Raw genomic sequence first — 24493 nt, forward strand, 5'->3', positions numbered from 1 at the left:
CTAGCGTTTCGGGCGGCGCTTTGCTAATCGTGTCCCGCTGTCGGCTTGTACCGGTGCCTGCGCTGTGGCACTTTCCCCTCTTCTTTTCTGACGGAGTAAACGGGGTGGAACGTCTGATCGTGGCGGTCTTGCTGGGTATTTTCCTGGCGCCGGCGAAGGCCCTTGACCTTGAGGAGTGTCGTGTGACGTCGGTGACATCACCCCAGGTCGTAGATGCGCTCTGTACCCGTGTTTTACGCCCCGAAAACCCCGCACAGCCAGAGGGAAAATCCATTTCGATCGAAGTCGCGGTCCTCCCCGCGCAAACAGACACACCCAATTTGGATCCTGTTGTTGTGATTGCCGGCGGCCCAGGCCAGTCTTCAATCGACTTGCTGCTACAACAGACTGGTAATTTCTCGGCGCTGCAAATGCAGCGCGATATTGTTTTCGTGGACCAGCGGGGAACGGGGCGATCGAATGCCCTGACTTGCGATATCGATGATCTCGAAACGCTGCTGATTGAAGAGGAGGCCACTGAGCAGATTATCACCGATTGTCTGAACGACCTTCCCGGTGATCCCCGTTTTTACACGACCGCCCAGGCCGTTGATGATCTCGACGCGATCCGGGCGGCATTGGGTTACGACTACGTCAACCTGATTGGCTATTCCTACGGAACGCGGGTGGCACAGGAATACCTGCGCGCCTATCCCCACGCGGTGCGGGCAGTCGTTCTCGATGGCGTAGCGCCGCCGAGTGAAAGACTGGGTCTGAAGCATTCGGAAAATCTGACACGGGTCATTGAAATGCTGATCGATGACTGTGAGATGTCCCGACCTTGTGAAGAGGCCTTTCCTACACTGCGGGCAGATTATCTCGCTTACCTTGCGATTGACCCTGAGCAAAGCCGCGACCTTACGATTCGTCACCCGGTCACTGGCGAGTGGGAAGTTATCGACGCGAACCGAAGCGCCATGGATGTGGCGCTGCGCCTATTTAGTTATCACCCGGTGACCCAGGCGATGATACCGCTCCTATTGCACCAGGTTGCCAATGGGGACTGGCGAACCCTGATGGCCCACGCCCTGTTCGTCGCAGATCGCATGGAGGGCATGATCGCCATGGGAATGCACAATAGTGTTGTCTGTAGTGAGGATGTACCGGGTTGGCCGGCCGAGCGTCAGCAATCCCCGGGGGCGCTGATCGGAGGTCTGGACGAGCAATTGCTTGAGTTGTGCCTGCTCTGGCCTGTAGGGGAGTCGAATCCCAGTATCCAAACGCCATTCCGATCCGACGTGCCGGTGCTGTTGTTATCAGGAGAGCGAGATCCGGTAACCCCGCCGAGCTTTGCCGAGCAGGCGCTGAGGCAGTTCACCAATGGGCAGCACATTATCGGTCTGGGACTGGGCCATATTATTTCCATTGAGCCCTGTTTTGAACGACTTGTTGCGAGCTTCATCGATAACCAGGCATTTTCAGCGGATGAAACCGAATGCGCTGAGCAACGCTGGGGACTGCCTCTGGTCACCGGATTGGCGGGGCCGACCCTGTGATTGAGGCGGCGGCACTATCCAAGCAATTTGGTGGGCTGAAAGCGGTCACCGCATTAAGCCTCAAGGTGCCCAACGGTAAGATCACCGGTCTGCTCGGTCCCAATGGTTCGGGTAAATCCACCACGATGCGCATGATTTGTGGGCTGATGGCGCCCGATAAAGGAACCGTCACCATCGATGGTTTTTCGGTTTTTAAACAACCACTCAAGGCCAAGCAGCGACTCGGTGTGGTTCCTGACTCCAGAGGTCTCTACACCCGATTAACGGCCCGGGAGAATCTTGTCTATTACGGACAGCTTCAGGGGGTCCCTGCCCATACACTGTCTCAACGCATCGCGAAACTGGCGGAGGATCTCGATATGGGTGATCTTCTGGCTCGGAGAACCGAGGGGTTCTCCCAGGGCCAGAGGGTCAAGGTGGCGATTGCGAGGGCAATGATTGGCGACCCACCGAATTTAATGCTCGACGAGCCCAGTAATGGTCTCGATGTTATGAGTACTCGCGCGCTGCGCCGGTTCTTGTTGCAAAAGCGTGATGCGGGAAAAGCCATTCTTCTCAGCACCCATGTGATGCAGGAGGTCGTCGCGCTGTGCGATCACGTCATTATTATCGCCGATGGTACCCTGCGTGCTGCGGGTTCCGCAGAGCAGTTAATGGATCAGGCTCGTGCATCATCCCTTGAGGAGGCCTTCGTCAGCCTGATCGGAACGGACGAGGGGTTGATGGCGTGAGGGTCTGGTGCATTGTCATGCTCAAGGAAGCCCGTGACCTTTCGCGGGACCGGCGCACGATGACCAATGTGTTCTTCATGGGCGCCCTGTTTGGCCCGTTTCTGGCGATGGGCATACTCGCACTGACCATTTCGATCATGATCGAGGAGAGCGAGCGAGCGCTTTCCATACCGGCACAGGGCACAGAACGTGTGCCAATGGTGGTTGATCGACTCAAACTGAATGATATTGCGCTTTTTGAAACCACCGATGATCTCGAGACACTGGTTAGCTCGCAGCAGTATCAGATTGCGGTGCGATTTCCTGAGAATCTCGCCGAGGCCTACCAAAGCGGTCGACCGGCGTTTGTTGAAGTCATTTTTGACAGCTCGAGCACCAAATCTGAGGTGCAACGGGATCGCGTGAGCGCAGCGCTAGGCAAACTCAACAGCGAAATCGGGGCGCTGCGCTTGTTAATGCGCGGAATTGACCCCTCGCTGATTCGGGTAATCGGTCCAAAGAACATCGATATTGATGAGGCCAGTGGGGGCGGCGGTCAGTTATTGGTGATGCTGCCTTACTTTCTCATCATGGGTTTGCTTCAGGCCTCAATGTTTATCGCCTCGGATATCACCGCGGGAGAGCGTGAGCGGCAAACACTGGAGCCGCTATTGATCAATCCTGTAGCGCCGAGTCAGGTAGTCCTCGGAAAAATCGCGATCAATGCCGTCGCCGGTGTGTGTGTTATCGCGTTGTCTTCGATGGCATTTTTGCTCGGTAGTCTGGCGCTGCCAGTGGAAAAGATCGGACTTATGATCAGTCCGCGGTTGTTTCTTCAGGTCGCTATCGGGCTGCTGCCATTGGTGTTTTTGGTGGCACCGTTAATGACTTTTCTCGGCTGTTTTGCGAAGACGGTTCGAGAAGCGCAAACCTGGCTCTCTGTGGTCTTGATCGTTGCGGTGATACCGAGTGTACTGCAGATTATCATGCAGGTTCGGGTTGATGACTTTTGGCTGCTTGTTCCCCTATGGTCCCAGCAGTATCTGGTCAATGGTGTGCTGAAAGGTGCTGAAATAGCACCTTATGCCTGGTTGTTGTCGGCACTGGGTTCTTTGATTCCCGGTTTTATTTTTGCTGCAATGGCCTCTCGCCAGTACAGTAAGCCCCGATTAATTCTGGCCTAGCGGTGTTTGCCGGTCCGCCCGTTCGAAAACGACGATAGTGATGAAGTAGGGGCCGGCTATCGGCTGCTACACGGATATCTATCAACAATCCATTTTTCTCAGAGGCAACAATGAATCGAAGAACCTTGATCACCATCCATCTTTATTTGTCGTCTTTTCTCGCCGCCAATGTGCTGCTCGTGGCTATTTCCGGTGGCCTTTATCTGTTCGGCAACAAGGGAAGCACAAGCGAAACTACTGTCGGTACGTTGCTGAAGTCTGAGCACATACTGCCAGCGAAGGCCTCCAAGGCCGACGTTGAACGTCTGCTTGCCGGGGTCGATATCAGCGATCACGACTTCGAATACGTCAAACAGTCGGATACAACCGCTGTAACCCGACCGACTTCCCGGGAGCACTATCTGATTGACGCCGGTGGTGACGCGATTGTCATCAATCGGGTGAAGCCTGACCTGGTCAAGAAAATGGTTGAATTGCACAAGGGACATGGCCCTGGGTGGTTCAAGCATTACTCCAAGGTTTTTGCTGCCGGTCTGATATTCGTGATTGTCAGCGGGTTATGGCTCGGTTTGACATCACCCATCCTGCGCTCCAAGACCCTGGTGTCGGTCATTGCCGGTATTACCCTGTTTGGGTTGCTGGTCGCGATCTGATGATCCCGCTGAAATCCTTCCCGGCCTTTTCAGAACGCGCTCGCGTCTAATTTCGTGGCAAAGCTCTATTTTCGTCACGGCACCATGAGCAGTGGAAAGACCTTGAACCTGCTGGCGGTGGCGCACAACTATGAGCAAAAAGGGGAGCGGGTTGTTGTTATCCGGCCTCGGCTCGATGATCGCTTTGGCGCTGAGTCGGTAGTCAGCCGGACTGGAATCCAGAGGATCGCCGATGTGCTGGTGGATGTTGATTCAATAATCGACCGTAAAATTCTGCAGGGTGTGGCCTGTATTCTCGTCGATGAGGCGCAATTTCTCTCCTGCGACGTGGTTGATCAACTGCGCCAAATTACCTGGGATCTTGATATCCCGGTGATCTGCTACGGCTTGCGTACCGACTTCCAAACCCGGTCTTTTTCCGGTTCCGGGCGGCTGCTGGAGGTGGCTGATACGTTGGAAGAAGTAAAAACCGTCTGCCATTTTTGCAACCGAAAGGCGGTGTTTAATTTGCGTATTTCAGCGTTGGGTGCTGAGGTCGACGGCCCGCAAATCGAGTTGGGTGCGGATGATCGTTATAGGCCCGTATGCGGCCCCTGTTATCACAGTCATACCAATCGGCAGAATCAGGACCTGTTCGGTGATTGAGGTTATGTAAGGCGCACAGTGGATTTATTGCCGTTGGCGTTAGCTGTTCGTTCATTGATCTCGATGATCTTGCGTAGAACAATGGCGTTACGCACCCGAAATCACTTTGCCGATCAATCCCAGTAAAAACCCCAATACGGCACCTAGTGGTGGTGCCCAGTGCCTCTCGAGGCGCGCCTGGGGGGCAATATCCTGGAAGATGAGATAAAGAATGCCGCCGGAGGCAAACAACATCACGCTGGCGATTACCGTGTGTAAGTCGCTTAACAGATAAAACCCGATCAGACCGCAGACGGGTCCGGCGAGTGATGCAATAAAAAATAAAAAGATCAACAGGCGCGAAGAGTAATGCGTGCTGTGGCCAAGTTCGCGAAAGCTGTTAAAGCCCTCGGGAAGATTTTGAAGGGCGATAATCAAAGCCAGCAATGGCGCGGCTGTACTGCCACTGGCGACCAGAGCGCCCAGTGCCAATGATTCGGGTAGAAAGTCCGATAGCATGGCCACCAGTTGGCTGGCGGGGGTGCCGCGTCGCGCAAGAAAGACATCCAGCGCCATAAATGCCAGGGCACCACCGATAAAGGCGAGGCAGGCGGGCAGCAGGGTCAGTTCCTGTAATCCCTCGGGAATCAACACCAGTGCTACTGCCGCCAGCAAGGCGCCACCACCAAAGGCAATCACGCCATGGCGCAGTTCTTCTTCCAGCCACTCGGAACGGAGGTGCTCAACGCTCGCCAGTGCAGCTCCGATCCCCATAGTGATGCCGGCGCCCAGCGTCAAAAGAATGACCTCAAGAGCGTCGGGTATTGACGGCAATACGGCCATTGTTTCAGCGACTCACTTCAGCGGCCTTGTCGAAATTTCGATGCGGCGGCAGGCGAGAAATCTGGACGCCATACGGGACCATTTTTCTCAGTTTGATTGGGATTTAACGCTTGAAAGTAAGGTAAGTTTTGCGTGCAGTCTCAAGAACTTCCCATGTGCCCCGGCTATTCTCATCAAAATAGACGGTATCGCCTGCTTTAATATCGTAGGTTTCACCGTTCTCGTGATGGAACAGGGCATGCCCTTTCACGAAGGTACTGATTTCGGCGTCCATAACCTGCCTTGTCCAGGTGCCTGGCGTGCATTCCCAGATCCCGGCCTCAGAGCCATCGTTGTGTTCATTGATGATTCTGCCTCGCAGCTGGGATACCTGTTCTGAGACAGGGAGGCCAACCGGGCCCCAGTCATCGAGCTCGTCTGAAGCAATATCTGCGACGGCCTTGACCTGTTTTACTGACATTGGTTTCTCCTTTGGGTGTGCTATTAAAATGATTAACCACGGAACAATCAATTATTACTCGAAGCCTACGCTTTGCTGGTGGTTGGCTCACATCACCTCATAAACAAAATACTGTACTTTTATTGCGTCGCCGTAGTCGGGATGGTGGGGCAGATAGGGCATGGGCTCGGTACCAAAGAGTCGCTTCCACACCCCGTCTGATTCCATGGCCCGCAGAGTTTCGGCAACGTTTTTGTCACGCATGATGTCTTCTCGATGAGAAAATATCAGATGGCCGCCGGGCTTAATAATGCGACACAGTTCGACGAGAATATCGTTCGTCTCGAAATACGTTAGCGCACCAATGAAGTTGACCGCATCGTAGTGGTTATCGGCGATGGGAAGTGGTATCGATTGCATGTCGACTTTATGGAGTTGTGAATAAACGCCGGATTGCTCCGCCAGCTTGAGCAACTCCCCTGAAATATCCATACCATCAATGGATGAATATCCGAGTGACGACAGCGCAGTACCCGTCAAACCCGATCCACAGGCCGCATCGAGTATCTGCGCATCCAGAGGTACATAATTGCGCAGAATCGCCGCCGCGGTTGTCGGCCCGACGTAGTCCCAATCGACGAAGGACGCGTCATAGTTTCCGGTAGCGGCAAAGGTATCGTAGTCGCGCTCCACTTCCTTGCTGTTCGTGGAGTAACCCTTGCCCCAAATACCCGGTGTTTCATCGACAATGCCCATTGCGACCTCCTCGGTGTGATTCGCCTATTCCCCATTACTGGGTTCGCAGTGTGAGTCATCAATCCAAGCTGATTTACCGGATAAAGCCTCTATTCGGGCTGCACGGAGAAGTCATCGGTCGACAGATCATCGCCGGGAAGTCATTTCCCTGCGGCCGAGGGGTTCATCAAGACGGTTTTTCCGGAATTCTGCATGGGGTACTGCCGTTCAGTCGATAATTGGGTAAAGACCCGCGACTCCTGAACGCCTTCTATCTTGCGTAATGTTATACTGCGCTGTAACTTCTTGGTACCTACACCTGCGACCATAACTTCCAATGCGCGATTATTTTTTGCGGCGCTTTTTGTTGATTCCGCCGACACTCCTTGGCGTCACCATTATTGTCTTTGCCATTACCCGACTGGTGCCTGGTGGTCCCCTTGAGCGGGCCATTATGGAAAGTCAGGCAATGTCTACCGACGGTGGCAGTGCGTCAGCAGGCCAGAGCATGGCGATTTCCGATGAGCAGCTCAAGGCGCTCGAGGAGTACTACGGTTTCGACAAGCCGGTGTTACAGAGTTATGTCGAGTGGCTGGGTAAGGTAGTAACCGGTGATCTGGGCATGTCGTACCGGTACAACGAGCCCGTATGGGATGTGATAAGCGCTCGATTCCCTGTGTCCTTATACTATGGAATAGTCACACTGATTATTACCTATGCGGTCTGTATCCCGTTGGGAATACTCAAGGCCATTCGTCATCGCACCTTTGTCGACACGATATCCTCGGTCCTGATTTTTATCGGTTATGCCATTCCGGGTTACGCGTTGGGATCGCTACTCATCCTGCTTTTTGCCGTCCGTCTCGATTGGTTTCCGATGGGTGGGTTCGTCAGTTATGACTTCAGAGATCTGACCGCGGCAGGCAAGGCAATAGATATTGTTTCCCACTCGGTATTACCGCTGATCTGTTACCTGGTCGGGAGCTTTGCGCTGGTAACGTTGCTGCTGAAAAATCATCTGATGGACAACCTGGCGTCCGACTACATCCGTACCGCAATAGCCAAGGGGGTTTCTTTCCGCAAGGCGGTGACCGGGCATGCAATGCGGAATTCTCTGATTCCCATTGCGACAACCTTTGGTCAGAATATTACTTTGCTGGTTGGCGGATCGTTCCTGATCGAATCAATCTTTGATATCGATGGGTTTGGTCTGCTGGGTCTGAGTTCGATTCTGGACCGTGACTACCCGGTCGTTATGGGGACCGTATTACTGGCCAGTCTGCTGCTTCTCATCGGCAATATTATTTCCGATATTTTGGTTGCGCTGGTTGACCCTAGAATACGGTTTACCTGACCCATGTTTGACCTGAATCCCCAGACCGTCAAGAAGCTGCGGCGCTTTCGAAATGTCCGCCGTGGTTATTACAGCTTTCTGTTTCTTCTTGGCCTCGCCCTTGTCATGGTGCTGGGTGAGCTGGTGGTCAATAATCGAGCCTTGATAGTCAGCTACGAGGGCGAGCTGTTTTTCCCGACGTACACAGAGTTTCATCCGGGGACTGATTTTGGCTTTGACTACGATTACGAGGTGAATTACCGCGACCTTGAGACGCGCTTCGAGCAGACGCAATCTGATAACTGGGTGCTAATGCCGCTGGTACCCTACAGCCCTTATGAGAATCATGCGCCCGGCGGTATTTTCAAACCGCTACCGCCGGATCTCGATGCCCAGCACTACCTGGGTACCGACACGACCAGTCGGGATATATTAGCTCGTTTGTTCTACGGCACTCGAATTGCCCTTATTTTTGCCTTGGGCTTTATGTTGGCGGTCTACATCATCGGTATCGCGATCGGTTGTTCTATGGGTTATATCGGTGGGGCTTTCGATTTGTTTTTCCAGCGAGTCATAGAAATCTGGTCGAACATTCCTTTTCTCTACATGGTAATCATCATCTTTTCGGTAATTCCTGCCGCGTTCTCGGTGCCTACGCGGATTATTATTTTGCTCCTGGTGATGGTGCTGTTCTCATGGACCGGAATGACCTATTACATGCGCACCGAGACTTATAAAGAGAAGTCGCGAGATTACGTGTCGGCGGCGAGAATTATTGGCGCTTCGGATACCCGTATTGTTTTCCGGCACATTCTGCCCAACGTCCTGTCGACGTTGGTCACGTTTATGCCCTTTACTGTTGTCGGAGCCGTGACGGCGATCACTGCCCTCGATTATCTGGGCTTTGGCTTACCGCCACCGACGCCCAGCCTCGGTGAATTATTAAAACAGGGCGCCGCCAATTTGAGAACAGCGCCCTGGATTGTTATTTCAGCCTTTACGACACTGACGCTCCTGTTAACGTTGATCACATTTATCGGAGAGGCGGTCCGTGAGTCTTTCGATCCAAAAACCTATTCCGTGTATCGGTAGTTGAGAAAGAGGTTATCCCAATGAAGTCAGTTACCCAGCTGGGCCGATGGTTTGTTCCGGCAGTCGCCGCACTGGTGCTTGGATGCGGCGCCGAAGACAGTGGCGAGGTCGAAGAGGTCATCGACAATACCGCGGAAGTGGAGGCTGCCTATGCCGCCGATCCGGATTATTACAGCTTCAAGACGATTGATGATCTGCCCGACGATCTGGTCTGGGAGCGCGGTGGGGATATCCCCGAAATGGGCTCGCCGGAGGCTAATAAAGGGGGTACCGAATATATAGCGCTCACTGATTTTCCCAGAACCCTCCGACATATGGGTCCTGATAGCAATGGCTCCTTCAGGCCTTATCTGCTTGATGACATGGCAGTAGGACTCGTCGGTGTGCATCCCGATACCAATGAATACTTCCCGGGGCTGGCGGACGAGTGGGCGATCGACCGCGACAATACGACCGTTTATTTCCGGCTTGACCCCAATGCGCGCTGGTCTGACGGGGTACCCGTTACCAGTGACGACTTTATGTTTCTTTTCTGGTTATCGCGCTCTGATTACATTCGCGCGCCCTATCGTACTAATTGGGTCAATACCCAATACTCGAATATTACCCGCTACGACGAACGAACACTCTCCATTACCGTAGTGGTCGATAAACCCGATTTTGAAACCCGAGCGTTCCTGGACCCAGCGCCGCGCCATTTTTACTCGGAAGTGGGCGACGATTTTGTCGAGCGTTACCAGTGGCGATATGTACCGACTACAGGGCCCTATATTCTCAAAGAAGGTGATCTCGATAAGGGGCGTAATATCGTCTTAACCCGCAATAAGGATTGGTGGGCGAAGGACAAAAAGCACTTCCGATACCGTTTCAACCCGGATCGCCTGCATTTCAACATTATCCGCGACACCGCCAAGCGATTTGAGGCGTTTAAGCGGGGTGACATCGATCAGATGCGAATGCAGTTATCTGAATACTGGTATGAAAAGCTCCCGGATTCGGACCCCGACGTGCAAGCGGGTTATATCGCGAAGTCCTTTTTCTACAACCGACATCCACGCCCGCCTTACGGCCTTTGGATGAATACTGCAAAGCCACTATTGGATGACCGTAATATTCGACTCGGCATCCAGCATGCCAGCAACTGGCAGCTGGTCATCGACCAATATTTCCGGGGCGATGCTGAGCGTCTCGATACTCCGCAGAAGGATTATCCAGGCTTTGATCATCCGACTATCGAGGCGCGGGAATATGACATCGAAAAGGCTCAGGAGTATTTCGCCGCCGCGGGTTTTGATGAGCGCGGGCCCGATGGAATCTTGACCAACGCGGCGGGTGAAAAATTGGCACTTACTCTTTCCACCGGCTATGAAAGTCTTTCGGATGTGATGACAATTTTGAAGCAGGAGGCAGAGAAGGCGGGCCTTGAGCTTCGGCTGGAAATTCTTGATGGCACGACCGGCTGGAAAAAAGTTCAGGAAAAGAAACATGAAATACACCTGGTAGCCTTCGGCCGATTTGCAGCAATGTATCCTCGCTATTGGGAACATTACCACTCTGAAAATGCCTACGATAAAGCATTTCTGGAGGATGGCAGCATTAACCCCGAGCGTCAGCTAAAACCGCAGACCAACAATCTGGAGTCGATCGCAATACCGGAAGTTGATGCGCTGATTGAAACCTATCGAGCGTCAACGGATCGCGAAGAGATGGAGCAAATTTCGCATCGCCTGCTTGAGATTTTGCATGAGCACGCGTCCTACGTGCCCGGATACTATCAACCCTGGATACGAATCGCGCACTGGCGGTGGTTGCGCTACCCCGATTTCTTCAACCACAAGCAGATTTCATTGCCCACCGAGACCTGGGTACACTGGATTGATACTGATCTGAAAGAAGAGGTGCAGGCGGCACGGAAGTCAGGCCAGACCTTCCCACCAATGCTCAACACTTACGACCAATGGAAGGAGCAATCCGAGTAATGGGTCATTCTTTCCGGCAACCGGGTACTTTTATCCGTTTGCTGTTGGTAGGCCTTGTTTCGGTCATGTTCGGCTGCGGCGGCGGTGATTCCGAGTCGGAGTCCGTATCTGAGGAATCAGGGCCAACGCTGGCGGAGCGGCTTGACGCCGATTACGGGGAAAACCCGGAGTTTTACACGTTTAAAACTCCGGCTGACCTGCGAACAGACCTCGTCTGGGAAAATGGTGCCGACGAGCCCGAGGTGGGTTCGCCCCTGGCCAAGAAGGGCGGTACCAATTACATTCACATCACTGACTTTCCTCGAACGTTGCGCACCGTCGGGCCCGACTCCAACGGGTCCTTTCGCAACTACATACTCGATGATGTGATCGTTACGCTGGCGCTCCAGCATCCGGATACCCTGAATTTTATCCCCGGGCTTGCCAAGGAGTGGGCTCTTGATGAGGAGACCGGTACCGTTTATGTCCGGCTTGACCCCGATGCGCGCTGGTCTGATGGAGTACCCATCACCAGCGATGATTTTCTTTTCATGTTCTGGTTTTATACTTCCGAGGAGATTCGAGCGCCCTGGTACAACAACTGGTTCGGTTCGCGTTATACCAATATTACGCGTTTCGATGAGCACACCTTTTCTGTCACTTTTGCTACCAAGAAACCCGATTTTGCGTTTCGCGTTCTGGGTTTGCATCCGATTCCACAGCATTTTTACGATGAGTTTGGCAGCGATTTTGTCGAGCGATACCAGTGGCGATTCAGTCCCACCACAGGCCCCTATGTTTTAGAGGAGGGCGATCTGCGAAAGGGTCGCGCCATCACCCTGACTCGTAATAAAGACTGGTGGGCCAGGGACAAGAAACATTACCGCTATCGCTACAACCCTGATCGATTACAGTTCAGTGTGATCCGCGACACGGCGAAGCGGTTCGAGGCCTTCAAGCGCGGTGATCTCGATCAGTTCCTGGCACGTACTGCCGCCTACTGGTATGAAAAACTTCCGGATTCCGACCCCGACGTCCAGGCGGGCTATATCGCTAAATCGACCTTCTATAATCAGTTCACCCGACCGCCTTACGGCTTATGGATCAATACGTCAAAACCGCTGCTTGACGACCGCAATATCCGTCTTGGCATTCAACACGCCAGTAATTGGCAACTGGTGATCGATCAATATTTTCGCGGGGATGCAAACCGTATCAACACCCCTGCGATGGGTTATGGCGCTTATAGCCACCCAACCTTGAAGGCAAGAGTATTCGATGTGCAAAAGGCTCAGGAGTATTTTGCGCAGGCGGGATTCAGGGAGCGGGGCCCCGACGGCATACTCGTTAACGCCGACGGTAAGAAGCTGGCATTTACATTGTCGACCGGCTACGAGCGTTTTGCGGATATCCTGACGATTCTCAAGCAGGAAGCCGCCAAGGCAGGGCTTGAATTTCGGGTTGAGATGATGGATGCCACCGCCGCCTGGAAAAAAGTACAGGAGAAAAAGCACGAAATCCATTTTGTGGCATTCGCGCTGTCTGGGGAGGAGTATCCCCGCTTTTGGGATTTCTATCATTCAGACAATGCCTACGATGACGCGTTTCTTGAGGACGGCTCAATTAACCCTGAGCGAATGATTAAGCCTCAGACCAACAATCTGGAGGTTTTTGCGGATCCCGAGATGGATAGCATGATTGATGCCTACCGTGCGTCCAGCGACCGCGAAGAGATGGTTGAACTGTCGCATCGGATGTTGGAGCGACATTATGATTACGGTTCCTTTGTTCCCGGCTTTTACAAGCCGGCTGCGCGACTGGCGACGTGGCGTTGGGTACGCTTTCCTGATTACTTCAATCATCGTCGGGTACAGATGAACCCGGCGGTTGGTGAATGGTGGCTGCATTGGATTGATGGCGATTTAAAAGAGGAAGTACTGTCGGCAAGAGAGTCTGATCGGACGTTCCCGCCTGAGATCAATGTCTATGATCAATGGAAGGAGTGAGCGTTGTCTGAGCAGCCCCTATTGAGGGTGGACCAACTGGTTACCGAATTTGATACCGATGAGGGCACGGTCAGGGCGCTCGATGGCGTCAGTTTTGATGTCTCACCTGGGAAGACCGTGGGTATTGTGGGTGAGTCGGGGTGCGGGAAGAGCGTCACGGCGCTGTCGATCATGCGTTTGTTGCCGCAGCCCATGGGTCGTATTGCCGGTGGCAATATTCGATTTCGCGGTCAAGACCTGGCGACGTTGACTTTTGCCGAGATGGCGCACATTCGGGGCAACCATATCGGTATGGTTTTTCAGGAGCCAATGACGGCGCTGAATCCGGTGCACACCATCGGCAAGCAGTTGGTTGAGGGCTTAAGGCTGCACAAAAACCTGAGTTTGGAAGAGGCCGTTAAGCAGGGTGTGGATATTCTGGATCGGGTAGGCATACCCAGCCCCGATATTCGCATGTCAGAGTATCCGCACCAGTTATCGGGCGGAATGCGCCAACGCGTGGTCATTGCCATCGCACTCGCCTGTCGCCCTGCGCTACTCATCGCTGATGAGCCTACCACGGCGTTGGACGTGACCATTCAGGCTCAGATTCTTGAACTGATCAAAGACCTGCAAAAAGAGATGGGTATGGCTGTCATGCTGATAACCCATGATCTTGGGGTCATCGCAGAGACCTGTGAAGACGTTGTGGTGATGTATGCCGGTAAAGTGGCCGAGCAGGGTAGTGTGTACGACATTTTCGATCGTCCAGCGCACCCGTATACCCGTGGTCTTTTGCAGTCGATTCCCCGGCTTGATACGCAACCGAAGTCACGATTGAGCGTCATCGAGGGAATGGTACCCGGCTTGCGCGATTTACCCGCAGGGTGTCGCTTTGAAAATCGATGTCCACTGGCCAGCGAGGAATGCAGACAGAAGCCCCCCGCGGAAGAGGTTATTGCGGATGGCCATCGCGTAAGCTGTTACCACCGGGTGAGCGTATGACACCGCTGTTGGAGGTGAATGATCTGAAGATGCACTTTCCGGTTCGAGAGGGCATTTTCAATCGGTCCAGGTATTTCAATCGTGCGGTGGATGGCGTGTCGCTGCACATCAATCCTGGGGAAACCCTCGGTCTTGTGGGCGAGTCCGGTTGCGGTAAGTCGACTTTGGGGCGCTGCATTGTGCGCCTTTATCAACCCACAGGAGGGTCGATTAGTTTCGACGGCAGCGATATAACGCATTTGCGCCCGGGTGCGCTGAGACCATTACGTCAGAATATACAGATGATTTTCCAGGATCCGATGGAGTCGCTCAATTCGCGGCATACGGTGGGGGAGATTCTCGAAGAGCCATTATTGGTTCAGGGTCTCGGTAAGGGTCCGGAGCGTGCGGCGCGCGTTAGAGAGCTTTTGAATATTGTCGGTCTGCCCGCCCGTTCGGTGAGTCGCTATCCCTTCGAGTTTTCTGGCGGTCAACGACAGCGCATCGGTATTGCGAGGGCTATCGCCCTTAACCCCCGGCTGATTGTTTGCGATGAGCCCGTTTCGGCACTCGATGTATCCATCCAGAGTCAGGTGCTGAATCTCATGGTGGATTTGCAAAAAGAATTCAATCTTGCCTATTTGTTCATTGCCCACGACCTGGCTGTCGTCAAGCATGTTTCCGATCGAATCGCGATTATGTATCTGGGCCGGATCGTCGAGACAGCGGAGAGCGAGACGCTCTATAAAGAGGCGAGACATCCTTATACGCGCAGCTTGATATCAGCGATCCCCATTCCGGATCCGCATCGGAATGTAGAGCGTGAGATTTTAACCGGTGATGTTCCGTCGCCAATAGCACCCCCAGCCGGCTGTCATTTCCATCCACGATGCCCCCGCGCCGAGGAACGGTGTAAGGTGGAATACCCGAGTCTTGAATTGGTCGGTGAAGCTCATCGTAGCGCTTGCCACCTTAACAATCAGCTTGGGGCTTCAGCAGACTCGACCGGGTGACTGCGTCATTCCATCAGTTCCCTACGAAAAATGCATATTGGGAATGCGGATCCAGGGGAAATCTTCACCCCCGTAATTGATATGCTCCTTCGAGATCCCGTTGATGTCCCGGAGCATTTGCTTCATGTTGCCAGCGACCATCGTCTCTGAAAGTGCCTCCCCAACCGCGCCATCCTCAATAATGAAGCTGTTCTTGATGACCCCCGAAAAGTCTCCATTGGCGGCGGGCCTGCCCATGGAAAAACGCGTTACCAGGGCGCCTCGCTCCACACCCTCAATCAGCGCCTTTCGCGACTCGGCGCCCGGACTTATGCGCCAGCTCGACGCGCTGGGGGTATGAGGTGATCCGGTCTTTAAGCTGCTGTACAGATCCGGTAGTAGCGATGTGAGAATGCCGTTATCGATCAGGGTAATCGCGGGGGCAATAAATCCATCGGTACTAAATGGCGTATGGCCGGCGGCGGAAAAATCACTCTGCAATGAAAGGGTTGGTGCGGCAACGGCTTCACCCACGGACTGCCGATAGACGGACGATCCTGCAATCAAGGCCCTGGAGCCCAGTTGCTGCAAAAACCAGCTGACCAGATCGGTGACGGCAGTGGGGGCTAGAACAACTGCTCCGGTAAAGTGCGGACCCAGCGCGCGAGTATGAATCTGGCGTTCGGTATCCCGAAGCATCTCACCGAGCCCAAACCACTCAGAACCCATCTTCTCGGAGAGGTCATTGGCGTTACCTCCCGTGAAGTTAAGTGAACTGGTCTTTCCGCCTTCAGAAGCGATACACATGCCGCCCAGGCTATAGCACCCGACAACACTGGAGAGCGTTGTATCCCGACTGGTCAGTTCGCAGGATCTTCTTAGTCGATGGCTTGCGGCGAACTCTTCGATCATGACTTTCGGTGTGGTCGCAGCGCGGAACTCGAGCAGCTCTAGGGCTTTTTTTGAAAGTAAATCACGATCACATTCGAGCGGGCCTTGCTCAACGGTCATGTGCTGATCCGCGCTAAAGCGATTGGCCTCGTCCTGTGGAGCCGACGAAACGCTGTCTCGGATGGAGGAAATGGCGGCGCCAATCGCTGCGGAGTCGATATCAGACAGGGTGGTTGATGCTTTGCGTCCATCCACGATACCGCTGATCGCCAGGTTGTAGTCCTCAGTGCTGCGCAACAAGGCGGGTTCGTTGTGCGCGATGTTGAGCTCGTCCTGCTCGGTGAAGGTCACCGACACACGACTCTCCTCGAAACCGGCGTGATGCATCGATTCGAGTATCTGTTGTGCGACTACATGGGCTTCGTGTTCCATGGTCCCTACTCCCCACCCAGATGGGCTTTTGCCCGGATGGCGGGACCACCCATGGACACTACCATGGGTTGCTTCTTGCCACAGTAGCCGCTGCAGGACCACGACATATCATTGGAGACCGCATCGACAGTTTTCAGCATATTGATGGCGGTTCCCGATACTGTGGTGTCGGTGATGGCACGTCCAAGTTTGCCGTTTTTGATTTCGTAGGCGAGATCAATGCCGAACATGAATTCGGTGGTGGAGTCGGCCTGGCCGTTGCCGGTCTTCATCAAATAGTAACCCTGCTCAACGTCGCTGATCATTTCCTCGAGTGAGCTGGTGCCCGGTAAGATTGCGGTATTGCGCATGCGGACCAGGGGCTCGTCGTTGAATCGATAGGCGCGTGCATTGCCAGTGGAGGGTATACCCAGTCGCGCGGCGGTTTCACGGCTGGTCATAAAATTGCGCATGATGCCGTTTTCAATCAACACCGCGTCGATGGCCTCACTACCCTCATCGTCGGCATACACAGGTATCATGAGTTCCTTACCATTGTAGTGGTGGGCAAAATCAACCATGGTGATGAGCTCGCTGGCTACCGGCTCGCCCACCAGACCGCCGGTTGCGGAGCCGCTGAGCACCAGATCTGCCTCGCAGGGATGGCCCATGGCTTCGTGAGCGAGCATGCCTGCGAGCTCGGGTGAAAGCACTATGGTGTGTTCGCCGCCTTTTGCCGGAATCGCATCACACTTGGCCCGAAGGTGGTCGTAAAGCGAATCCAGCCGGGGCTCCAGCCCTTCGATAGAAAGGTCAATGTCCGCGAAGCTGCCTTTTCCGGAAACGTATTCAGCCAGTTCAACAGGCTTGCCATTTTTATCTTCGGCGATCATGAAAATATAGCAGGCAGCGCGGTCGATTGTGTTGAGGCCCTCTCCCGCATTGCTGGTGGCAAAGCGCTTCCGATGGTGCTCCTCCTGCAGCATGACGGTAGTCGATTTCAAACCGGGGTACCGTTGCTTGCAGTGGTCGTCAATCGCCTGCATAAAATCGATGGTTTCCTTCTGGCTCATTGCCGGTTTGCGCTGGGGCGTTTGATCTCCCTGGTAAGCCGTTGCACCCAAGTCGAGTGCCTGCCGATCACCAAACTGGGACATAACCCTGGCATTATCGACCGCCTTGTTCATCACCTTATTCCGACTCTTTGAGTCAGTGGCGGGGGTGGATGCGAAGCCCCAATACCCGTGATGGTAAACCCGCGCGCTGACCCCGCTCTCCGCCGTTTCAGCGTTGGCTGTGAGATTGCCATTAACCATCATTTTCCGGTCTGTCGTTAACATATGCTCGCGTGTTTCGACATAATCGCAACCCGGGGCTGTCGTCATTTTTCGCATGATTGCCATACCTTAATATCGTCGGTGCTGTGCGGCCACTCCAGGGAGGACTGAAGAATAATGTCTCGGGAGAACAAGGTCACGAGGCCCAAGTAACGGTGGATCGTATCAAGGGATGCAGTGCTGATCTTAAGTGCCGAGGGATCATTCGATGAAGCCACCCGACTGTCGCCGCCACAATTCGCTATACAAGCCTTTTTGCGCAATAAGCGCTTCGTGGGAGCCTTGTTCAATAATGCTTCCTCGGTCAATGACGACCAATCGGTCGAGGGCCGAAATCGTAGATAAGCGGTGCGCAATAGCTAATACCGTCTTGCCCTTCATAAGATCCATCAGGTTTTCCTGAATCGCCGCTTCGACCTCAGAATCGAGAGCGGAGGTGGCCTCATCGAGTACGAGAATGGGAGCGTCTTTTAAAAACATTCGCGCTATCGAGATGCGCTGGCGTTGCCCTCCGGAGAGTTTAGCGCCGCGTTCGCCAACCCGGGCGTCGTAACCCTGTCGACCGTCGAGATCATGTAAATCCATGATGAAGTCATGAGCATTCGCACGCTTCGCGGCACTGATGATGTCCTCCTGCGTTGCATGGTTGCGACCGTAGGCAATGTTCTCGCCGATCGACCGATGCAGCAGTGAGGTTTCCTGCGTAACAACACCAATCTGTGCGCGCAGACTCTCCTGGCTCACTTCAGCGATATTCTGTCCATCGATCAGAATGCGCCCGCTTTCCAAGTCAAAGAGTCGAAGCAGCACATTCATCAGCGTGGTCTTACCCGCGCCAGAGCGACCTACAAGTCCGACCTTCTCTCCCGGTTGAATGTGCAGGGAAAAATCATCGATAACCCCTTTGTCTTTGCCATAGTGGAAGGTGATGCGGTCGAAGTTGACCTCGCCGCGGGTGACTTTGAGCGGCGGTGCATCGGCTATATCGGTAACGGATTGGACTTTGGACAGCATGTTCATGCCGTCGTGAGCCATTCCGAGGTTTTCAAAGAGCCCAGCCAGTTCCCACATGATCCAGTGGGACATGCCATGCATACGAAGCACCAGTCCAATGGCGACGGCAATACCTCCAATACTGGAGTCGCCGAGAAGCCAGGATCCGATAGAGACAAAGCCCACGGCAAATAGGAGTAGGGCGTTGAGCGTATCGATGGAAACGTCAAGCCAGGTGCCCAGCCGCATCATCTTGTAAACCTTGCCGAGAAAGTCGTCCATACTTTCGCGGGCGTAGGCTTCTTCCTGCTGCGCATGGGCAAACAGTTTAACGGTCATGATATTGGTATAACTATCGACGATGCGCCCGGTCATCATTGAGCGCGCATCAGCCTGTTCCTTGGAGACCTGATGAAGGCGTGGCAGCAATCGGCTGAGTACAGCAACATAAAGCGCCAGCCACACGAGGAACGGGGTGATGATGCGCACATCGAAACTCGCCACCAGTACCATGCCGCCCAGGAAGTAAACGCCGATATAGACCAGCACATCCATCAGCTTCATAACGGCTTCGCGAACGCCAAGCGCCGTCTGCATCACTTTGGTGGCAATTCGTCCCGCGAACTCGTCCTGATAAAAACCGAAACTCTGTCGCAGCAGGTATTGGTGGGCCATCCAGCGGATACGCATGGGGTAATTGCCCATTAGCGTCTGGTGGATGATGGTGCTCACCAGAAGGCTTAGCAGTGGCAGTCCCAGAAGTACGACAGCGCCAATCATTACCAGGGTCGAACCCTCCTGTTCCAGGAAGGTCTCCCGGTCGGCGGTAGCGAGCCAGTCGACTATATTGCCCAAAAACCCGAAGAGGCTGACCTCAATAAGGGCGATTATCGCGACAAAGAGAGACATCAACAGTAGCCATTGCCAGACGCCGCGGGTGTAATACCAACAAAACGCCCAAAGCGTTGCAGGCGGTCGACCGGGGAGTTCGTCGGGGAAGGGTTTTAGCCGTTTTTCGAAGAAGCTGAACATGGTTGGATATCCGTCGATTCGCGCGAAGAATACCAGTGCAGGAAGTTATTCGCTGTTGGGCATCGCTCGTTTATCGCGTGATCGTGATTTTTCCCCGCAAAATATCGAAAAATAGTTTGAAGTCGCAGATGAAGCTGTAGAGCGGGTATTGGAAAGTCGCCGGTTTATTTTTTTCGAAAACGAAGTGTCCTAGCCAGGCGAAGCCGTAACCCACCAACAGGACAAGCGGGATTTTCACAAACTGGGCCGTGGCGAATAGATAAACGAATAGCACCAGACTCACACCGGTACCAAAAAAATGCAGAGCTTTATTGACTGGGTTTGAATGCTCACTCAGGTAAAACGAATAAAACTCCCGAAGCGTTTTGTACTCTCTAACCATTCTCAGTGACCCAATCGACAGCCAATTAGCGACCACCATTGTTTTTTCTCTTTCGAATCCCGCTAACCGGACCTGCGCCGTGGGGTTGGTAACCCGTTAGGGTGCCACTAGATGGCGCCAGTTAGCTTTTTCCAACGGTCGCTACCGACACACTGAGTTGCCAGCTTGCCCTCCATCGGCGCGACCATGATTGATTCCCTTACTCGCGCACGTATTTCCCCGGTGCATCGGTCAGCGGTGGGAACTTCTTGCTTCCCAGTGTTTTGCGGGCTCGCTTCTTATCACCGGAGCGGGTCGATGCCCAGACCACCCAGTATTCCCACCATGAGCCAGGGTTCGATGTTGCTTCCGCTTTCCAGGCGTGAGGATCAGGGCCCGGTTCAGAACCTGTGAGGTAGAAGGACTTCGGGTTGCCCGGAGGATTGACCAGGCCCGCAATATGGCCTGAACTGCTCAAAACAAACTCCGACTTGCCACCGAGCATCTGGGTTGTTTTATAACAGCCTATCCAGGGTGTCAGATGATCGTTGACCGCCCCGACAACGAAGGCATCCTGCTCTATGGTACCGATATCCATCGGCGTCCCCAAGACCTCAAAGGCACCGGGTTTGGCCGCCGCGTTGTCATCAAAAAACGTCAAAAAGTCCTTGTGTAAACTGGCGGGTAGGTTAGTGCCATCGCTGTTCCACACGAGGATGTCAAAAGGCGGCGGCGATTTGCCCATGAGGTAATTATTGACCCAGTAATTCCAGATAAGATCGTTGGGCCTGAGTAGCGTGAATACCGCTGCGAGTTTATCCCCCTCCAGTACACCTTTACCCTGCGAGGTCTTTTGGGCGCTGTCGAGCAGGAAGTCGGACTTCAGAATACCGATCATGGCCGGCTCCGAAAAATCAATCAGCGTGACCGCGTAGCTGACCGTATTGATCTTATGCCCCTGCCCCTTGTAAATCATGCTCGACAATAGTGCTGACATGGTAATGCCGCCTGCACAGAAGCCGAAGGTATTGATAGTTTTCGACGCCGTGATCTGACGCACCGCGTCTACGGCACCCAGCAACGCCTCGCAATAAGTGTCGAGGTTCCAATGGCCCTGAGCTGGGGAAGGGTTCTTCCAACTGACAATAAAGACCTGGTAGCCCTGGGAGGTCATGTATTCAACGAAGCTGCGCCCTGGAGACAGGTCCAGAAAGTAGAACTTGTTGACCTGAGGTGTCATCACCAGGACGGGTATTTTAAACACCTCTTTGGTGGTTGGCGCATATTGGATGATTTCCAGTTGTTCGTTGCGGTAAACCACCGCACCGGGAGTCACCGCCAGGTTTTTGCCAACAACAAAATCGGTGCCGTCGGCTTGGGAAGGCAGGGCATTGTTGTTTCGAGCATCGTGAAGGAAGTTACGCATGCCATCGACTAAGCTGCGGCCGCCAGTATCTATGCCGCGCTTGATAGCTGCCGGGTTGGTGAGAATGTTGTTGGTGGGTGACAACAATGAATTGATGTGGTCGACGGCAAGCTTGGCTTTCTCGTATTGCATGGGGTCGTGTTTGGCCTGCTCCGCAATTTGCTCGGTCGCTTTACACATCGCCAGATAGAACTGACCGATCCGCTTGTACATTGGGTTTTCGCGCCAGGCAGGGTCTTTAAAGCGCGGGTCTTTTCCAAAGTCCAATTCGGAACTACCCGATAGAATCCGGCCCGTTTCAGTGAGCAGATCCTTGCCTTCACGACCCAATACTGCAGGCGACAGATTGCTGACGAGGCTACGCGCGAAATCCATGGGCTCGAAGCTGCCCTCGCGATTTTTTCGGGGTAACTTGCTCGCTTTAGGTTTGCTGACTTTTTTCCTGGCCATGGGTGCCGCTCCTTTCAGCGATGGGCTGACGCTGATTTATTATTGTCGGAATGCCTGGACTTCCTCGTAAACCTGCGCCTGTCGAGTCCAGGGGAAAAGATGGCCGCAATCAAGCTGTACCAGCGTACTATCGGGAATCAAAAATTGCAGGAGTTTACCGTTACTCAAAGGAACCGTCGGGTCATCACGACCGAACAGTAACAAGGTGGGTTGACGCAGTGCCCGCAGCCGATGGGCGGTTGTCCACCAGAAGATGCAAACGGCTTGCCAGAGGTAGCCCGGGAGGTCCGGGGCATACAGCGCGAGGTTGCGTTCGAGCTTTCGCCACTCTGCTTTACGTACTCGACCACCATAAAGCATCGATGCGAGCCGGCTGATTTTTGGCGACTGCCAGAAAAGGGAAGGGTTCTTTAAGGAGTGGAGCGCAATATTACCCGGCAGACTGACAATGCCCGATATGGTTGCCGCGAGAATCAGCTTTCGGCATCGCGCCGGGTAATCCAGAGCCAATTGCTGTGCGACCATGCCGCCCCACGACATGCCATAAACATCGACGGTGTCATACTCCAGCTTGTCCAGCAGTTCATTGAGAAGCGTTGCCAGAGTGGAGAAGCGATACGGCAGTAGCGTCGCGGGTGACCCTCCGATCCCCGGTGCATCGAATCGAATGACGGTGACGTCCTTCAGTTTTGCAACAATCGGATCGAGCACATCGAGTGGCAAGCCATAGCCATTGCAAAGCAGCAGCGGTGGTAATGGTCCGGGGCGTTCCGGGATATTCACTTTTACCCGTATTTTGAACTTGCCCAGGCGATAGACCCGATCTGTTGCCGAGGCGTGGGCACCACTCATGGGTTGGCCGCTCTTGACGGTGCATCCGGACAATTCAAAGGCGAGCGTAGACTATGTGCTTTGAAAATGTGCTCGCTAAGTTGCATGGTGGCTGGCGATAAACTCTTGCACTTTGGGCGCGATACCCTCACGGAAACCGGTTCCGCTGAAAACACCATAGTGACCAACGTTCTCCTGTAAATGATAGGACTTCTTCGAGGCGGGCAGGTTGGTGCACAAATCGGCAGCAGCCTGGCACTGGCCCGGTGTCACCATGTTGTCCTTACCCCCTTCCACCGTAAGAATCGGTATTTTCTTAACGGCCCCGCAATTGACCTTCTGACCATTCACCTCAAGTGTTCCCTTGGCCAGGGTCTGGTCGATGAAGACATTTTCCAGTGTCTCGATATAAAACTCCGCCGTCGCGTCGAGGAGCGAAAAATACTCATCGTAAAACTCACGGAACTTGCCGGTTTCGTCGTGCTTGTCTTCTTTGACCTGCCAGAAGAACCGACCGTGGCTATTGATATGGCTGTGCATACTCAGCGACATAAAATTACTGAGCTGCACCATACCCGGATAGACGCGACGTCCTCTGCCAGGGTAAAACTTCGGTACCTTATGAATGACCAGGGCTTCGAGTCGCTCGCGGTTCAAGTGCCTGGATACCCGTGTCAGTACGCCGGGGTTCACCCTGACGTCCATGGGGCTGGCAAGAAACGACATGCTGCTGGGTGCATACTTGCTTTTTTGCTCCGCCAGCAGTGCTGCCGCTGCGAGACCGGGTGGGCCGGCCTGGCAGAGGCCGATCAGATGAGTATTGGGGCCGGTCTCGCGAAGAAAGTCCATTACATAGCCGATGTACTCGAAGTAGCCAAACCTGCCCTCGCTCAGCGGCACCTGCCGAGCGCAGGTCCAGTCGGTAACGTAGACGTCGTGATCGGGCAAAAACTCCTGAAATGTCTCTCGCGACAGCGTGGCGTGATGCCCCGACATTGCGGCAACAAACAAGACTTTTGGCGCATCGGCCGGTAATTCTGCGCGACGAAAGCGCATCAGTTTGCAGAAGGGCTTCTCTGCGTGGACGGTTTCCTCTACGGGATAATGGCTGTCACCGACAGCGATGTCAGAGAAGTTCCAGTCACGTTTCGGGTAGTGCTGCAGCAGTCGGATCCCGGTTTCGAGCACTGCGTTTTGAGTCCGGCCCAGCCTTGTATCTCTCAGTGGATTGATCCGGCTGTTGTGTATTGATTTAGCGACCTCTAGCAGGTCGGCGCTCTTTCCAAGACCCCGGGTCATGGCGTCGGCAATGGTGTATCTCAAGTCTTCCCCCTCAAACGCGACCTCGACAGAGGTCGCTTTCTGCGTATCTCATTTTTTTATCGACGTTAGAGCAAATCAGGGTGCAAGGGAAGCATTAAGTAGGGGTCTTTTGTCGAACTCCTGAGGCGGAAAATCGTGGTTTTCAGGTGCAAAAGTCGATTAGGGCCGATAAGCGGGTAAAAACGGAGTATCTGGGCCTTAATCGAGCTATTTTCAGGCAGATTTAGCCACTAAGTCTTTGTGATTCGAGGACGGGTGCCGGGTGCTCGGTTGCAGACAGGCCACTCCTCGGCCACCATTTCAACGGTTTGCACGGCTTACAGGCGCCACCCCATGGTTTGATCCGGTTGCTATGGGTGAATCGAAGACTG

General features: G+C 53.9%; 21 protein-coding genes. 11 read left to right on the forward strand and 10 right to left on the reverse strand.

All coding sequences use genetic code 11. The annotated features are described in order from the left end of the window. Positions 1–104 precede the first annotated feature (104 nt). The 5 genes from NOR51B_RS09245 (at position 105) to NOR51B_RS09265 (ending at position 4727) form a co-directional block, all read left to right on the forward strand. Positions 105–1535: an alpha/beta fold hydrolase gene (locus tag NOR51B_RS09245; protein WP_009019576.1), complete on the forward strand. Its 1431-nt coding sequence runs from the start codon at positions 105–107 to the stop codon at positions 1533–1535. Continuing rightward, positions 1532–2266 carry an ABC transporter ATP-binding protein gene (locus tag NOR51B_RS09250; RefSeq protein ID WP_009021634.1) on the forward strand — a complete coding sequence of 245 codons (735 nt, stop codon included), beginning with the start codon at positions 1532–1534 and terminating at the stop codon, positions 2264–2266. The genes NOR51B_RS09245 and NOR51B_RS09250 overlap by 4 nt, the downstream gene beginning before the upstream one ends. Beyond that, positions 2263–3429 carry an ABC transporter permease gene (locus tag NOR51B_RS09255; protein WP_230198437.1) on the forward strand — a complete coding sequence of 389 codons (1167 nt, stop codon included), beginning with the start codon at positions 2263–2265 and terminating at the stop codon, positions 3427–3429. Before NOR51B_RS09250 ends, NOR51B_RS09255 begins: the two co-directional genes overlap by 4 nt. Before the next feature lie 110 nt (positions 3430–3539). Next, positions 3540–4082: a hypothetical protein gene (locus tag NOR51B_RS09260; RefSeq protein WP_009020098.1), complete on the forward strand. Its 543-nt coding sequence runs from the start codon at positions 3540–3542 to the stop codon at positions 4080–4082. A 54-nt stretch (positions 4083–4136) separates the two neighbouring features. Beyond that, positions 4137–4727: a thymidine kinase gene (locus tag NOR51B_RS09265; protein WP_009021184.1), complete on the forward strand. Its 591-nt coding sequence runs from the start codon at positions 4137–4139 to the stop codon at positions 4725–4727. A gap of 87 nt (positions 4728–4814) precedes the next feature. Here the strand turns inward: NOR51B_RS09265 and NOR51B_RS09270 are convergent, their stop codons facing one another. From NOR51B_RS09270 to NOR51B_RS09280, 3 genes are all read right to left on the reverse strand, one after another. Beyond that, on the reverse strand, positions 4815–5549 hold the full coding sequence (locus NOR51B_RS09270; RefSeq protein ID WP_009021402.1) for a ZIP family metal transporter: 735 nt from the start codon (positions 5547–5549) through the stop codon (positions 4815–4817). A gap of 103 nt (positions 5550–5652) precedes the next feature. Further along, positions 5653–6009 (reverse strand): cupin domain-containing protein, encoded by a 357-nt coding sequence (locus tag NOR51B_RS09275; RefSeq protein ID WP_009021506.1) that lies wholly within the window; start codon positions 6007–6009, stop codon positions 5653–5655. A gap of 87 nt (positions 6010–6096) precedes the next feature. Next, on the reverse strand, positions 6097–6744 hold the full coding sequence (locus NOR51B_RS09280; RefSeq protein WP_009019367.1) for a class I SAM-dependent DNA methyltransferase: 648 nt from the start codon (positions 6742–6744) through the stop codon (positions 6097–6099). A 316-nt stretch (positions 6745–7060) separates the two neighbouring features. On the opposite strand from NOR51B_RS09280, the gene NOR51B_RS09285 reads away from it, so the two are divergent. The 6 genes from NOR51B_RS09285 to NOR51B_RS09310 are packed head-to-tail and all read left to right on the forward strand — an operon-like array spanning position 7061 to position 15088. Beyond that, positions 7061–8077: an ABC transporter permease gene (locus tag NOR51B_RS09285; RefSeq protein WP_009020659.1), complete on the forward strand. Its 1017-nt coding sequence runs from the start codon at positions 7061–7063 to the stop codon at positions 8075–8077. A gap of 3 nt (positions 8078–8080) precedes the next feature. Then, positions 8081–9148 (forward strand): ABC transporter permease subunit, encoded by a 1068-nt coding sequence (locus NOR51B_RS09290; protein ID WP_009020910.1) that lies wholly within the window; start codon positions 8081–8083, stop codon positions 9146–9148. Positions 9149–9168: 20 nt separating this feature from the next. Further along, the gene (locus tag NOR51B_RS09295; RefSeq protein ID WP_009021068.1) at positions 9169–11127 is read left to right on the forward strand and encodes an extracellular solute-binding protein; all 1959 of its coding nucleotides are present in this window, start codon (positions 9169–9171) and stop codon (positions 11125–11127) included. After that, positions 11127–13112 (forward strand): extracellular solute-binding protein, encoded by a 1986-nt coding sequence (locus NOR51B_RS09300; protein ID WP_009020608.1) that lies wholly within the window; start codon positions 11127–11129, stop codon positions 13110–13112. The genes NOR51B_RS09295 and NOR51B_RS09300 overlap by 1 nt, the downstream gene beginning before the upstream one ends. Before the next feature lie 3 nt (positions 13113–13115). Next, the gene (locus tag NOR51B_RS09305; protein ID WP_040481985.1) at positions 13116–14096 is read left to right on the forward strand and encodes an ABC transporter ATP-binding protein; all 981 of its coding nucleotides are present in this window, start codon (positions 13116–13118) and stop codon (positions 14094–14096) included. Next, positions 14093–15088 carry an ABC transporter ATP-binding protein gene (locus NOR51B_RS09310; protein WP_009021076.1) on the forward strand — a complete coding sequence of 332 codons (996 nt, stop codon included), beginning with the start codon at positions 14093–14095 and terminating at the stop codon, positions 15086–15088. Before NOR51B_RS09305 ends, NOR51B_RS09310 begins: the two co-directional genes overlap by 4 nt. A 21-nt stretch (positions 15089–15109) precedes the next feature. On the opposite strand, the gene NOR51B_RS09315 is transcribed toward NOR51B_RS09310, so the two are convergent. From NOR51B_RS09315 to phaZ, 7 genes are all read right to left on the reverse strand, one after another. Continuing rightward, positions 15110–16390, reverse strand: coding sequence for a metallopeptidase TldD-related protein (locus NOR51B_RS09315; protein WP_009021048.1), 1281 nt, complete (start codon positions 16388–16390; stop codon positions 15110–15112). Positions 16391–16395: 5 nt separating this feature from the next. Continuing rightward, positions 16396–17709, reverse strand: a complete 1314-nt coding sequence (locus NOR51B_RS09320; RefSeq protein WP_230198438.1) for a TldD/PmbA family protein — start codon at positions 17707–17709, stop codon at positions 16396–16398. Between the two features lie 198 nt (positions 17710–17907). Further along, on the reverse strand, positions 17908–19731 hold the full coding sequence (locus tag NOR51B_RS09325; RefSeq protein ID WP_009019304.1) for an ABC transporter ATP-binding protein: 1824 nt from the start codon (positions 19729–19731) through the stop codon (positions 17908–17910). Positions 19732–19801: 70 nt separating this feature from the next. After that, the gene (locus tag NOR51B_RS09330; RefSeq protein ID WP_009021099.1) at positions 19802–20152 is read right to left on the reverse strand and encodes a DUF962 domain-containing protein; all 351 of its coding nucleotides are present in this window, start codon (positions 20150–20152) and stop codon (positions 19802–19804) included. A 160-nt stretch (positions 20153–20312) separates the two neighbouring features. Continuing rightward, positions 20313–21968, reverse strand: coding sequence for an alpha/beta fold hydrolase (locus tag NOR51B_RS09335; protein ID WP_009019592.1), 1656 nt, complete (start codon positions 21966–21968; stop codon positions 20313–20315). Positions 21969–22007: 39 nt separating this feature from the next. Further along, the gene (locus NOR51B_RS09340; protein WP_009020050.1) at positions 22008–22820 is read right to left on the reverse strand and encodes an alpha/beta fold hydrolase; all 813 of its coding nucleotides are present in this window, start codon (positions 22818–22820) and stop codon (positions 22008–22010) included. A gap of 75 nt (positions 22821–22895) precedes the next feature. Then, positions 22896–24122 (reverse strand): polyhydroxyalkanoate depolymerase, encoded by a 1227-nt coding sequence (gene phaZ, locus NOR51B_RS09345; protein WP_009020779.1) that lies wholly within the window; start codon positions 24120–24122, stop codon positions 22896–22898. Positions 24123–24493: the final 371 nt, after the last annotated feature.

The sequence above is a fragment of the Luminiphilus syltensis NOR5-1B genome, assembly GCF_000158175.1.
Taxonomy (GTDB): domain Bacteria; phylum Pseudomonadota; class Gammaproteobacteria; order Pseudomonadales; family Halieaceae; genus Luminiphilus; species Luminiphilus syltensis.